The sequence below is a fragment of the Agrobacterium sp. CCNWLW155 genome, from assembly GCF_036888815.1.
Lineage (GTDB): Bacteria > Pseudomonadota > Alphaproteobacteria > Rhizobiales > Rhizobiaceae > Agrobacterium > Agrobacterium radiobacter.
In genome coordinates this window covers 308,815-322,212 of sequence record NZ_JBAKFW010000006.1, presented here as the reverse complement: position 1 = coordinate 322,212, position 13,398 = coordinate 308,815, and the positions used below count along the sequence as shown (strand labels likewise).

Below are 13,398 nucleotides of genomic sequence, written 5' to 3'. Positions count from 1 at the left end.
CCAATGATGGTGGCAGCATAATCGAGGCGGAAATCCACTTAACAAAACGCCCGAAACTGTTCAGACAAACCGAGCCACCTCTTTGCTAAACGGAAACGACAACCTTTCCCTTGGCGCGCCCTGTCTCGACATAAGCCAAGGCGTCTGCCGTCCGCGCGAAGGGAAATACCTTGTCCACGACAGGACGGATGGCGCCATTATCGATCAGCTTGGCAATCTCTCGCAGTTGCTGGCCTTCCGCCCGCATGAAGAGGAAGGAATAGTCGATGCCCCGGCTCTTTGCCCTCTTCAGAATGCCTCGGCTCAGCATCCGCGTGACAAGGCGCAGTATGAGGTTCAGCCGCAGGGACTTCGCGAAAGGGACGTCCGGCGGACCAGAGATCGAGATTAGCTTGCCACCCGGTGTCAGCACGTTCACCGACTTCGCCAGCGTCTTGGCATCCTGGCTGTTGAGCGCGAGATCGTACCCAGACAGTACCTGCTCGAAGTCCTGCCTTTTGTAGTCGATCACCACATCAGCGCCCAGGCTTTTCACAAGCTCGATATTCGCCGTACTTGTCGTGGTGGCAACTGTCGCGCCGAGATGTTTGGCAAGCTGGATGGCGAATGTGCCGACACCGCCGGAACCGGCCTGAATGAACACCTTCTGGCCGGGCTTGACCTTGCCCACCTCGACGAGCGCCTGCCAGGCGGTTAGCCCGACCAGCGGGATCGACGCAGCCTGCTCCATGGAGAGGCTTTTCGGTTTCAGCGCGAGATCTGAGGCGTCAACCGCAATCATCTCCGCAAATGTGCCGATGCGACCGTCGCGCGGGCGGGCGTAAATTTCGTCGCCGGATTTGAACTGCCGCACATTGGCGCCGACGTGGATGACCGTTCCGGCCAGATCGTGACCGAGAATGAAGGGTGGACGATAGGGCAGGAACAACTTGAATTCGCCGTCGCGCACCTTGGAATCCAAAAGATTGATCGCGGTGGCCTCAATGCGAACCAGCACATCATTGGCACCGATGACGGGATCGGGCATATCGGCCAGACGCAGCGGGACCTTTTTCTTGTATTTGTCTACGACGAAGGCTTTCACGAGGGTCTCCAGTGTGAAACGATGATCAGGTCAGGCAGCCAGGAAAGCCAGGGCTTTCGGCACGAATTCAGCATGGTATTGGAAGATGCCGCCATGGCCAGCATCTGCGTAGATCAACAGTTCGGCATTGGGGATACGCTGAGCCAGATCGCGGCTGTTGGATGTCAACACCATGATATCATTGTCTCCGTTGGCTACGAGAACGGGAATGCGTATGCGTCCCAGATCCTGCGGTGCCCGACGCCCCCAGGCCTTGATGGCGCTGAGCTGGCGCATGAACGCACGCGGTGTCGGCCCCTTGTCACGGTTCATCTTGCGCTCGTTCAACCTTTCCAGAAAGTCCTTCGCTGCGCGACGGCCATTGGCGGTCGAGGTGAAGAACAGGTAGGTCTTCGGGTCACGCAGTGTCAGCATACCCTTGACGATCAAGGGCCAGGAGATGGCTCCGATCCGTTCGATGCCGGCTCCACCCGCAGGACCAGTTCCCGTCAGGATCAGCTTGCGCACAAGAGCTGGTGCATTCAGCGCAATATCCTGGGCGACGAAGCCACCCAGCGAAAAGCCCATGAGATCAACCGTGGAAAAGCCCAGTTTGCCGACGACGGCGATCACATCACGAGCCATCTCATCGATGGTCAGGGGAGCCGTTCCGCCGGACAGGCCGATCCCCTGATAGTCCAGCGCGATGATATGATGGGAGATGGCAAGCCCGTCGACAATGCGCGGGTCGAAATTGTCCAGCACCGCCCCCCAATGATTGAGCATGACCAGCGGGACGCCACCGCGCAGACCGAGCTCGCGATAGGCAAAGCGGATGTTGCCCACGGTGACGAAGCGGTTGGCTGCGTCGCGGTAGTCATGTATCGATGCGGTCGTCATGGATCCGGCGTTCATAATGGGTCTGCTCTTTGCCCGCACTCGGGCCAACGGAGTGGAAAAACGTCTCAGGCGATGTTGAACTGCTTGCGCAAAATACGATCAAACAGAGCACGTGGCAGGAAACGCCGGGCAAATGCCGTCTGTCGGGCATCCTTGCCCGAGGGATAGCGGAGCCGTGGCTTCCTCGCCTGCGCTGCGACGAGAATTGTCACTGCGACATCACCCGCCGTGTCGCCGCCTGCCATGGCTTTGGCAAACGCAGCCTGATACCGGGAAAATGTCTCGCGATAGGCCGCAACGGGACGATCGCCCTGTGGGGAATTGGCTTCGATAGACGTCTTCGTCGCCCATGGCTCGATCACCGCGACACGTATGCCAAACGGCCGCACCTCATGGTCCAGAGATTCGGAATAGCCCTCGATTGCGTGCTTGCTCGCCGTGTGGTGAGCCCCGAAAGGACCAGGAATGAGCCCTACGACAGACCCGACATTCAGGATTCGCCCATGCCCCTGCTGGCGCATAATCGGCAAGACCTCGTTCGTCACCCGGACAACGCCCAGATAGTTGGTGTCGAACAGCGCGTGAACCTGTTCCACCGAGCTCTCTTCTGCCGCACCGGAGACAGCATAACCGGCATTGTTGACTAAGAGGTCGATGCGACCGAGTTCAGCATGGGCTAGCTTCACGGCCGCAGAAACGGAGGCATCCGAGGTGACGTCGCAAGCGACCATGCGGATGCCATCGCGGATCTCCTCGGCTTCCGCCTTGCGGCTCGTGCCAATCACCCGGTAACCCGCCTGGCTGAGCGCCAATGCCGCTGCCTTGCCGATGCCGCTGGACGCGCCGGTCACAAGTGCAGTCTTCTGTGCTTTTGATGCGAAGGTTGCCATAGCTGGGTTCTCGATCTGGCGCGCGATATCCGCCCGCGCGGCGTTGGGAATTGTCAGGGACTGGTGGTGATCGGCACCCGAGGAGCCGCACCGAAGTACGGCTCCTGATGGCTCAGCTGGCGGAAGTTTCGGTGGAGCGCGGATAGTCGGTATAACCCGCAGCGCCGCCGCCAAAGATTGTCGTGGAGTTCACTTCTGCCAATGACGCACCGCTCTGCAGCCGTTCTACCAGATCCGGATTGGCGATGAACGGACGACCGAAAGCAATCAGATCCGCCCTGCCATCGGCCAGATGCGACGTCGCAAGCTCGAGATCATAACCATTGTTGGCGATGTAGGTCTTGGAGAAGCGGCGGCGCAGCGATCCATAATCGAACGGCGCGACATCACGCGGGCCGCCGGTCGCGCCTTCGACGACGTGAATATAGGCGATTCCAAGCGCATCGAGCTCATCGACGATGTAATCATACTGCGCCTGGGGATCGCTGCAGGAGATGCCGTTGGCAGGCGAGACCGGAGAAATCCGGATGCCGGTGCGTTCCGGCCCGATCTCCTGCGCCACCGCAGCGGTCACCTCAAGCAACAGACGGGCGCGGTTTTCCACGGATCCGCCGTAGGCATCGGTGCGGATATTAGCGCCATCCTTGGCGAACTGCTCAAGCAGATAGCCGTTGGCCCCGTGAACTTCGACCCCATCGAAACCGGCCTCAATGGCATTGGCGGCAGCCTTGCGGAAATCGTTGATAATTCCGGCGAGTTCTTCCAACTCAAGGGCGCGAGGTTCCGAAACATCGACGAAACCGTTGTTGACGAATGTCTTTACTTCCGCCCGGATTGCGGACGGCGCGACTGGTGCACCACCATTTGGCTGAAGGTCAACATGGCTGATGCGCCCGACATGCCAGAGCTGCAGGACGATGCGTCCGCCCTTCTCGTGCACGGCAGCGGTCACCTTTTTCCAGCCATCGATCTGCGCCTGGGTATAAATGCCTGGCGTGTCCTGGTAGCCTTGTCCCTGCTGCGAAATCTGGGTGGCCTCCGAAACGATCAGTCCGGCTGAGGCGCGCTGGGCGTAATATTCGGCAGTCAGGTCGCCGGGCACGAAGCCCGCGCCGGCGCGATTGCGGGTGAGTGGCGCCATGACGATGCGGTTCGTAAGGGTGAAGGCGCCTAGGGCGGTGGGTTCGAAGAGCGTGGTCTTGGTCATGATATACCTGTGACGTTTCTATTTATCGGCGCGGGTTCATCGACTGCGGAAAGCTCACGCCTGCGTGCGATAGCGTTCGGCAGGGAGCGCATTGACGAGATTGCCGAGCATGGCCTTGCGCGCGCCATCAAGCGCGTCCCACTGGCTGCCGTCGTGCAGCGGCGGGATCGTCACCGGTTCGCGGCGGTCGAATCCGACAAGGGCCGCATCCACCAGATCGCCCACTTCCATGACATTATTCATGGCGTTCACGTCGGCGCCCACATGATTCCAGATCTCGGTGCGGGTCGTGGCGGGAAGCACAGCCTGGATGTACACACCTTTCGGTCCAAGCTCGTGGGCGAGTCCCTGTGACAGGAACAGGACAAAGGCCTTGGTCGCGCCATAAACGGTCATGCCGAATTCGGGGACGAGCCCAACGACCGAACCGATGTTGACGATCGCGCCTTCGCCCGCATTGGCAAGACGGGGAGCAATGGCGCTGGCAAGCCGGACGAGTGCGGTCGCGTTGAGTGCAACGAGCTTGGTCATGTCATCGGCGTTCTGGTCGACGAAAGTTCCTCCGATTGCCGTACCGGCATTGTTGACGAGAACGCCGATGCGCTCATCGTCGCGCAACCTGGTCTCGACCTTAACAAGATCCTCAGCCTTGGTGAGATCGGCCTGGAGGATGTCGATTGCGGCGCCGGTTTCCTGGCGCAGACGGCTTGCAAGCGCCTCCATTCGCACAGCGTCTCGGGCGACTAGCACGAGATCATGGCCGCGGCGTGCGAAGCGTTCGGCATAGGTTGCCCCAATGCCTGTGGAGGCGCCGGTTATCAGAACTGCAGGAATCTGACTCATCTTGGATTGTTCTTTTCTGTGGTTGATCCTATATTCATGACGATCATCATGATTGGATTTAAATATGATGGCCATCATGTAAATGTCAATGGCCAACTCGGAGTATTTTGAAAATGAAAGTCAGCCGAGAACAGATGGCGGAAAATCGTCGCCGCATCCTGGACGTCGCCAGCCGATTGTTTAAGGACAAAGGATTCGATGCGGTCAGCGTCGCTGAGGTCATGAAGGCAGCCGGCATGACCCATGGCGGCTTCTATGGCCATTTCAGTTCGAAGGACGAGCTGGTCGCCCAGACGCTTGTCCATGCGCTTGCGGCAGACAGTTTCGGGGACGGCGAGTTCAGTGGCTTCGTCCGCTCCTATCTGGCGCCTCGTCATCGTGACAACCCCGGCAACGGATGCCCGATGGCAGGCTTGGCCGCCGCAATTCGCCACCAGACACCTGCCGCGAAAGCGGCCATGACTGAAGGGCTACGCAACCAAATCGCACGTATCGAAGATGCCCTTCCGGACCAAGACGCAACCGGCAAGCACCGTGCAGCGATTGGAAGCTGGGCGGCCATGGTCGGAGCGGTCATCCTGGCCAGAGCGGTTGATGATCCTGAACTGTCAGACGAAGTTCTTGAGCAGACGCGTGCCTGGATCGACGCCAGAGTCGGCTAAGGGCATCGGAAAGCACGCATTTAGAGCGCCTGGTCTATGCCTGCTGCGAGGAAACGATCGAATCTCGGGAGCGGACCTCTGAGCCTGGACGCCGCCTTGGCTCCACGCAGACTTGTAATTTTCAGATGGATAAGATGCCGCTAAAATGTAAGCAGCGGTCCCCTGACACGTATCACGCGCCCAAGCCACATAGCTTTGCGCCACGGAGCCGCCGCCAAGTCGGTTATTTAGGCGAGTTGAATTTGTCTGGGTGTTTGGAATCGAGATAGAGCTGGGCGTAAGCAATCACGCAGTTTCGGTGTACAGCGAATGGGACTTTCCCTCATCTTAATGATCGGCCTGCTTGCCGGGATCATCAGTGGCATAATTGGTACTGGCTCTTCCATCATGCTCGTCCCGGTCTTGGCCTATGTCTATGGGCCAAAAGAAGCTGTACCAATAATGGCGGTGGCCGCCGTCATGGCAAATATTGCCCGGATTCTTGCGTGGTGGCGGGGAGTTGATTGGCGTGCTGTGGCAGCCTATGCGGTTGCCGGCGTTCCTGCAGCGGTTCTTGGTGCACGAACGATGCTTGTTCTGCCGCCCCGGGCAGTAGATGCGGCAATTGGAGTATTCTTGCTCGTGATGATCCCCGGACGTCGCTGGTTGGCAGCAAACCTTATCCATTTAAGGTTACCCCATCTGGCCGCAGCCGGAGCATGCATCGGCTTCTTGACCGGGATCGTGGCCTCTTCTGGACCTGCCTCCGTACCAGTGTTCATCGGTTATGGTCTGACCAAGGGAGCCTTTATCGGAACCGAAGCTGCAGCTTCGTTAGTGATCTACACTGCCAAAACGCTTACCTTTCAGGGCTCTGGAGCACTTCCTTTCGCTGTTATCCTGAAGGGCCTAACTGTGGGCGCCTCTCTGATGGTCGGTTCCTTTATAGCGAAACCTTTCCTTCTCCGCCTCACGCCCGAAGCTTTTCGCCATATCATGGATGCGCTGCTGGTTACCTCAGGACTCAGCCTGCTTTGGGGAGCGACAATTTAAGCAAGGCCTACGGGGGCGATCCCCGCGAGACCGCAATGTGGTCGCCGCTCTCTATGAGATCTTCCGCGTGGAGAGCAACATGATCGAGCATCTCCACCCTTGCTCGTTGGCATGCTGATCTACACATCTGCCTTCATTCTTCTGTGCTTCAACGCCCGAACTGCCGGATAAGCCGGACAGTGTCTGCCGTTTCGCCCAGAGCGTCGGGGTAACAACCAATCTCGCCTTCGTGCTCGGCCGCCTGCTGCTTCGGCCGCTCACCAACTCTGGATACTCAAAGTCCGGCCGGCAGTGGAGATCGAAACGAGCTGGTCGCCAATCATTGTCGCCGTTCGGCTCGCCAGCATCGGCTCTAGCATGTGGTGGGCACGCCTAAATCCCGAACGAGTGCATGCCCGGACCAGAGCGAAGCGGCATTGCACCGAGCACGATAGATGGGAGTTTAAACCTGTCAGGATTCGAGATGCGGCCGAAGTCACTCGGCAGCCATCGAAAGCACCGGATCGGAAACGCTTTCTTCGGATTGTTTCTCGCCCTTGGGCGGCTTGATGCGGAACCATGCCGCGTAAAGCGCGGGGAGAAACAACAGGATCATGACGGTTCCAACGGCCGTACCGCCAATCAGCGTATAGGCCATCGATCCCCAGAAGACCGAGTGCGTGAGCGGAATGAAGGCGAGGACGGCAGCGAGCGCCGTCAGGATAACGGGTCGCGTCCTCTGTACGGTCGCTTCGATGACGGCATGATAGTCATCCAGACCCGCCGCCTGATTTTCCTTTATCTGCTCGGTCAGGATCAGCGTATTGCGCATGAGGATACCGGCCAGGCCGATAAGCCCGAGGATGGCGTTGAAGCCGAAGGGTTGATTGAAAACGAGCAATATTGGAACCACGCCAGCGAGCCCGAGCGGCCCGGTAAGCATTACCATCGTCATCGTCGACAGGCTGCGGACCTGAAGGATGATAACGATAAGCATGGCGGCAACCATGGCCGGGAAAATCTTCACCAGCGCCACATTCGCCTTGAGGGACTCCTCAATATTGCCACCCATTTCGATGCGGTAGCCGACGGGAAGCGAGGCAATCAAGGGCTGAAGGGCCTTGAAGACCTGTTGCGACACTTCCGGCGGCTGGGTTGCCTCATTTATATCGGAGCGGATGGTGATGACCGGCGTGCGGTCACGGCGCTTCATTACCGGCTCCTCGAAACGGATTTCGGAATGACCGATTTGGTCGAGTGGTACCGGGCGTCCGTTTCTGCTCGTAAGAGAGAAATCCGAAAGCCTCGAAGGATCAAGCCTGTTTTCGCCGGCGCTGCGGGCAACGACGGGAACGTTGCGGATGTTTTCGCGAACCTGTGTGATCGGCACACCACTCAATAACAACTGCATCTGCTGGGCGGCCTCGGCGGGCGAGAGGCCGATGAGGTTGAGCCGGTCCTGATCGGGGATGAACCGCAGGACAGGCGTGCGGTTGCCCCAGTCGCGGTTAGGTTGGCGAACGTCGGGCACGGTCTTCATGATGGCAAGCGCCTGCTCAGAGATCCTGTACAATTCATCCGGATCCGGCCCCATGATGCGGAACTCCACCGGGAAGGGCGTGTAGGGACCGAAAACGAGCTGCGTAACTCGCACATTGGCTTCCGGAGCAAGTCCGCTGGACACCGCTTCGCGAAGACGATGTTTGAGCGCCTCACGCGTATGGGCATCGGATGTCAGCACGACGATTTTGGCGAAAGCGGGATCCGGCAATTCAGGCGCCATGGCGAAGAAGAAGCGCGGCGCGCCCTGCCCGACATAGCTGGTAGCGATCTTCGTTTCGGGTTGCTTTTTCAGCCAGCCTTCGAGTTTCTCGACCGTTGCCGTTGTCGTCTCGATGCTGGTGCCCTCGGGCATGCGCACTTCCACCAACACTTCGGGACGATCAGATGTCGGGAAGAACTGTTGCTTGACGGATCCCATGCCAACGACAGAGGCGGCCATGATGACGCCAACGAGACCACAGGTCAGGAATTTGTGACGGACCGCAAATTCGATGAGGCTACGCAGCCTGCGATAATTTGGCGTGTTGTAGATCGCGTGGTGACCACCTTCCACCGGCTTTATCTCGGGCAACATCTTGACGCCGAGATAGGGCGTAAAGATCACCGCAACGAACCACGAGACGATCAATGCGAACCCAACGATCCAGAAGATGTTACCGGCATATTCACCGGCGGTTGACCTGGCAAATCCAACCGGCATCAACCCGATGATGGTCACAAGTGTGCCGGAAAGCATAGGGGCAGCCGTGTGGCTCCACGCATATGCCGCCGCCTTGATGCGGTCCATGCCTTCTTCCATTTTGACGACCATCACCTCGATGGCGATGATGGCATCGTCCACGAGCAGCCCGAGCGCTAGAATGAGCGCACCAAGAGTAATGCGGTCGAAAAACCGCCCGGTTTCCAGCATGATCAGAAAGACGACGCCGAGTGTGAGCGGAACCGCAAGTGCCACGACGATGCCGACACGCCAGCCGAGACTAACGAGGCTCACGAACAACACGACTCCGAGCGCCATGGCGAACTTCAACATGAACTCGCCGACAGCCTCATCAATGTTGACGGCTTGATCGCTGACTTTAGCGAGCGTCATGCCAAGCGGCAGGGTTTGTGCAATCGTCGAAGATCGGTCTTCCAGGGCCTTGCCGAGTTCCAGCCCATTCCAGCCCTGCTGCATCACCACGCCCAGCATGATGGCGGGTTCGCCATCGTGGCGGATGACGTAGGTGGCGGGATCTTGATATCCGCGGCGCACCGCGGCGAAATCCGCTAGCTTGAGGACGCGTCCGCCCGCGACGATCGGCGTTTCAGCAATCGACTCGACGCTGTCATAAGCCCCATCGAACCGGATGAAGACCTGCGGTCCCTGCGTATCGATGGAACCCGCCGGGGTGACGGTATTGCGCCGTTGCAGGGCGGAAGCGATATCCTGCGCCGAGATGCCCAGCGTTGCCAGCTTGGGATAGGAGAATTCCACGAAAATCTGTTCCGGCTGCTCGCCAAGAATGTTGATCTTTTTCACGCCGGGAACGTGAAGCATGTCCTGACGGATCGTCTCGGCCTGGCGCACGAGGTCACGCATCGCCATCCCCTTCGCCTTCAAGGCATAAAGGGCGAAGCTGACGTCGGAGTATTCGTCATTGACGAAAGGGCCGATCACGCCGGGGGGAAGATTTCGGGATTCATCGCCAAGTTTCTTGCGCGCCTGGTAGAACTCCCCCTCAACGGCCGAGGCTGGCGTATTGTCCTTGAGCGTCACGGTCAGGAAAGCGTAGCCGGGGCGTGTGGTCGTTTCCACACGATCGTACCAGGTCAATTCCTGAATACGCTTTTCGAGCGGCTCGGCGACAAGATCCTGCATTTCGCGCGCAGTCGCTCCCGGCCAAACCGAGGTAACGGTAAGTGTCTTGATGGTGAATGACGGATCTTCGGCTCGTCCCAGCTTGACGAAGGCGTAAGCGCCGGCTGCAGCCAACAATACGATGAAGAACAGGGTGACGGCTCGTTCGCGAACGGCGAGCGCCGAAAGGTTGAAACTCATCAGTTCGCCGCCTCTGCTTTTTCAACGCCGGTGCGCACGCTTGCGCCGTCCTGAAGCAAATGCGCGCCAAGGGCGACAACAGGCTCCCCTGCCCTCAGGCTCGAAACGATGGCCTTTTCCTCGCCGATCCGTTCGACCTTCACTTCGCGAAAACGAACGCTTGAGGATTGTTCGTCGACGACCCACACGCCCGTGCGCGTGCCGTCATCCAGAAGCGCACCGATGGGAACTTCGGCATGCGCCAGCGCGTCCTTGTTTTCCACGCTGATCGTAACCGTTGCGCCGAGCGGCGCGGATGCCGCAGCCCCCTGCAACACCCAGCGCGTTTCATAGGTTCTGGTCTGGGGATCGGCGGCATCGGATATCTGGCGAAGGACCGCTTTCTCTTGCCCGCTGCGACCATAGACCGTGGCCTGCGCTGCGGCGCCAATCTCAGGCCTCAGATTTTCAGGGAGCCAAACGAGAGCTTCGCGTGGTCCTGCCTTCGCGAGCCGTATGACGGGCTGACCTGCCGAGACCACCTGCCCCGGTTCGCCGAGGGTCTCAACGATCGTCCCGTCGGCATCAGCCAGCAATACTGCATAGGCTGCCTCGTTTTCTGCGACTGCTGCGTCAGCCCTGGCTGCGGCAAGTTGTGCCGTCGCCGTATCCATAGTGGCCTTTGATCTTTCATACTGCTGGGTGGACGCAGCGTTGGACTTGACGAGAACCGCGAAGCGCTTCTCGTCGGCCTGGGCCTGTATGAACGTTGCCTCAGCGGCAATAACGGCATTGCGTTTCGCGGTCAGGGCAAGTCGAAGATCGGTCTCGTCGATCCGCATCAGAAGCTGCCCGGCCCTTACTTCCTCGCCAAGGCCCACCACCCGTTCGATGATCTTTCCGGGAACCCGAAAGCCGAGATCGCTCTGCACCCGGGCCGCAACCGTGCCGGTGAAGCTTCGGCTTGCCGTGTCCGGGGTCTTGACCTTTGTCACGCTGACAAGCGGAGCCAAGCTGCGGGGATCCGCGGCCTGCGCATTCGTGTCCGTTGATGGCATCAGGAAAATAGCAGCGCCAACCCCGATGAGGGCGGCCATTGCCACGGTCGAGAGCAGGATTTTTTGTTTCATGGCACTGGCCTTCTTGATGGCGATAACATAATTCTTAGATTGCAATCTAAATCTAAAACGAATATAGATGTCAAATGAAATCTAATCGGAGATCCACATGAGAGTGAGCCGCGCACAGGCCGAGCAAAATCGCGACAGGATCATCACCGTCGCAAGCCGGCTGTTTCGAGAGCATGGATTTGACGGAATCGGGCTGAAGGATCTGATGAAAGGTGCCGGCCTTACCCAAGGTGGGTTCTACAAACAGTTCACGTCGAAAGATGATCTTGCCGCTCTTGCATCCAGACGCGCTCTGGAAAGCGCAACGAGAAGATGGTCCGCCGCGGCCGCAGATACCTCAGATCCACTCGAAGCTGTTATGGCGTTTTATCTTTCCAAAGATCACAGGGGAGAAAAGGCGGAAGGTTGCCCGCTCGTTGCACTGGGGGCGGACGCGGCGAGGCAAAGTGCGGATGTTCGACGTCCGTTCGAGGACGGCATTCGCGCTCACTTCGAGATACTGGATGAGCTCATGGGAGACGCTGACAGTTCAAGCCCCAGCGAAAAGGCTATAGCGATATTGTCTATGATGGTGGGCGCCGTCACGCTCTCCCGCATCATTGAGGACGAAAGCTTATCGGAACGCGTTCTTGACGCAGCCGCCGGCGAAGTCAGGCGTATAGCTCGCAGTGGTGGTGATGACTGATGGCGATGGCCGTATGAGAGTCTCCTAGGCTCTGCTTGAACCGCATGTCTTGAGAAATGATCCTGGCCTTGTTGTCGGTCGGGACGTCAAAGGCATGCCTATTTTTATGGCAAAATCAGGTGAAAAACAGATGCGTCGTATCGTTGTAACAGGAATGGGAGCCGTTAGCCCCCTTGGTGCGAATGTGGATATCTCATGGTCGCGGCTCCTTGCCGGCAAGAGCGGAATTCGGCGGCTGACCGACGATGTCGTGGGAGATCTTCCTGCGAAAGTGGGAGGTGTTGTCCCTTCTGTCAGCGAAGACTCTGAAGGAGGCTTCGATCCGGACAGGATCATTGCGCCAAAGGATCAACGCAAGGTCGACCGGTTCATCATCTTTGCGCTGGCGGCGGCAGAAGAGGCATTGGCGCAGGCAAATTGGAAACCGACCTCGAATGAAGACAGGCTGCGAACAGCGACAATCATCGCATCCGGCATCGGTGGCTTCCGTGCGATCACGCAGGCGGTGCGTACCGTCGATCAGAGCGGTGCTCGCCGCCTCTCCCCGTTCACGATACCGTCCTTCCTCGTCAATCTCGCGGCCGGCCAAGTCTCCATCCGTCATGGTTTCAAGGGCCCGCTTGGAGCACCCGTGACGGCATGTGCCGCTGGCGTTCAAGCCATCGGCGATGCGGCAAGACTAATCAGGTCGAACGAAGCCGATATTGCAGTTTGCGGCGGAACAGAAGCTTGCATGAACATCGTCAGCCTCGGCGGTTTTGCGGCGGCAAGGTCGCTGTCGACCGGTTTTAACGAGACGCCGGACAAGGCATCACGCCCCTTCGACACGTCGCGCGACGGCTTCGTCATGGGTGAAGGCGCGGGCGTACTCGTCATAGAAGCGCTGAGCCACGCTATTGCTCGCGGCGCCACCCCGATTGCGGAAGTGGTCGGATACGGCACGACAGCCGATGCCCACCACATCACCTCCGGCCCTGAGGACGGAAGCGGGGCGCGTAGGGCTATGGAGATCGCCGTCGCCCAAGCAGGCATTGCCCCTCACGAAATTGGCCATCTGAACGCGCACGCGACATCGACGCCAGTCGGTGATCTCGGAGAGATCAGGGCCATCAAGAGTGTATTTGGGCAACGAAAATCGGTTGCTGTCAGTGGAACCAAATCTGCGACGGGACACCTGCTTGGAGCGGCCGGCGGGCTGGAAGCCATCTTCGCGATTTTGGCACTTAAAAACCAGATCGCACCCCCGACACTGAACTTGAACACGCCCGACCCGGAGTCGAGCGGGATCGATTTTGTCGCAAACGAAGCGCGGTCGCTGGATGCTGAATATGCCATATCCAACGGTTTCGGTTTTGGCGGTGTCAATGCCAGCGTTCTTTTCCGGCGCTGGCCAATGGCGATTTACTAAAGCGACGGCCATGGAA

Annotated in this window: 11 protein-coding genes; 4 read left to right on the top strand and 7 right to left on the bottom strand. The window is 58.9% G+C overall.

What is annotated here, in order from left to right:
* Nucleotides 1–85: 85 nt before the first annotated feature.
* The 5 genes from V6S97_RS19640 to V6S97_RS19620 form a co-directional block, all read right to left on the bottom strand.
* On the bottom strand, nt 86–1,084 hold the full coding sequence (locus V6S97_RS19640; protein WP_334427652.1) for an NADP-dependent oxidoreductase: 999 nt from the start codon (nt 1,082–1,084) through the stop codon (nt 86–88).
* 30 nt (nt 1,085–1,114) lie between these two features.
* Nucleotides 1,115–1,963 (bottom strand): alpha/beta fold hydrolase, encoded by an 849-nt coding sequence (locus tag V6S97_RS19635; RefSeq protein ID WP_207909214.1) that lies wholly within the window; start codon nt 1,961–1,963, stop codon nt 1,115–1,117.
* A 65-nt stretch (nt 1,964–2,028) separates the two neighbouring features.
* Nucleotides 2,029–2,853 carry an oxidoreductase gene (locus tag V6S97_RS19630; RefSeq protein ID WP_112589831.1) on the bottom strand — a complete coding sequence of 275 codons (825 nt, stop codon included), beginning with the start codon at nt 2,851–2,853 and terminating at the stop codon, nt 2,029–2,031.
* A gap of 112 nt (nt 2,854–2,965) precedes the next feature.
* Nucleotides 2,966–4,060 carry an alkene reductase gene (locus tag V6S97_RS19625; RefSeq protein WP_111784211.1) on the bottom strand — a complete coding sequence of 365 codons (1,095 nt, stop codon included), beginning with the start codon at nt 4,058–4,060 and terminating at the stop codon, nt 2,966–2,968.
* A 54-nt stretch (nt 4,061–4,114) separates the two neighbouring features.
* Entirely contained in the window at nt 4,115–4,903 is a 789-nt protein-coding gene (locus V6S97_RS19620; protein ID WP_111784224.1) for an SDR family NAD(P)-dependent oxidoreductase, read from the bottom strand.
* 113 nt (nt 4,904–5,016) lie between these two features.
* On the opposite strand from V6S97_RS19620, the gene V6S97_RS19615 reads away from it, so the two are divergent.
* Nucleotides 5,017–5,565 (top strand): TetR/AcrR family transcriptional regulator, encoded by a 549-nt coding sequence (locus V6S97_RS19615; protein ID WP_111784212.1) that lies wholly within the window; start codon nt 5,017–5,019, stop codon nt 5,563–5,565.
* Nucleotides 5,566–5,874: 309 nt separating this feature from the next.
* The gene (locus V6S97_RS19610) at nt 5,875–6,597 is read left to right on the top strand and encodes a TSUP family transporter (RefSeq protein ID WP_112589828.1); all 723 of its coding nucleotides are present in this window, start codon (nt 5,875–5,877) and stop codon (nt 6,595–6,597) included.
* Between the two features lie 475 nt (nt 6,598–7,072).
* Here V6S97_RS19610 and V6S97_RS19605 read toward each other — a convergent pair whose 3' ends face one another.
* Both V6S97_RS19605 and V6S97_RS19600 read right to left on the bottom strand, forming a co-directional pair.
* The gene (locus V6S97_RS19605) at nt 7,073–10,180 is read right to left on the bottom strand and encodes an efflux RND transporter permease subunit (RefSeq protein WP_111784214.1); all 3,108 of its coding nucleotides are present in this window, start codon (nt 10,178–10,180) and stop codon (nt 7,073–7,075) included.
* On the bottom strand, nt 10,180–11,289 hold the full coding sequence (locus V6S97_RS19600; protein ID WP_111784215.1) for an efflux RND transporter periplasmic adaptor subunit: 1,110 nt from the start codon (nt 11,287–11,289) through the stop codon (nt 10,180–10,182). The genes V6S97_RS19605 and V6S97_RS19600 overlap by 1 nt, the downstream gene beginning before the upstream one ends.
* A 97-nt stretch (nt 11,290–11,386) precedes the next feature.
* Between V6S97_RS19600 and V6S97_RS19595 the strand changes: the two genes are divergently transcribed.
* Together V6S97_RS19595 and fabF are read left to right on the top strand one after the other, a co-directional pair.
* On the top strand, nt 11,387–11,974 hold the full coding sequence (locus tag V6S97_RS19595; RefSeq protein WP_334427651.1) for a TetR/AcrR family transcriptional regulator: 588 nt from the start codon (nt 11,387–11,389) through the stop codon (nt 11,972–11,974).
* Nucleotides 11,975–12,104: 130 nt separating this feature from the next.
* The gene (fabF, locus tag V6S97_RS19590; RefSeq protein WP_112589825.1) at nt 12,105–13,382 is read left to right on the top strand and encodes a beta-ketoacyl-ACP synthase II; all 1,278 of its coding nucleotides are present in this window, start codon (nt 12,105–12,107) and stop codon (nt 13,380–13,382) included.
* Nucleotides 13,383–13,398 lie beyond the last annotated feature (16 nt).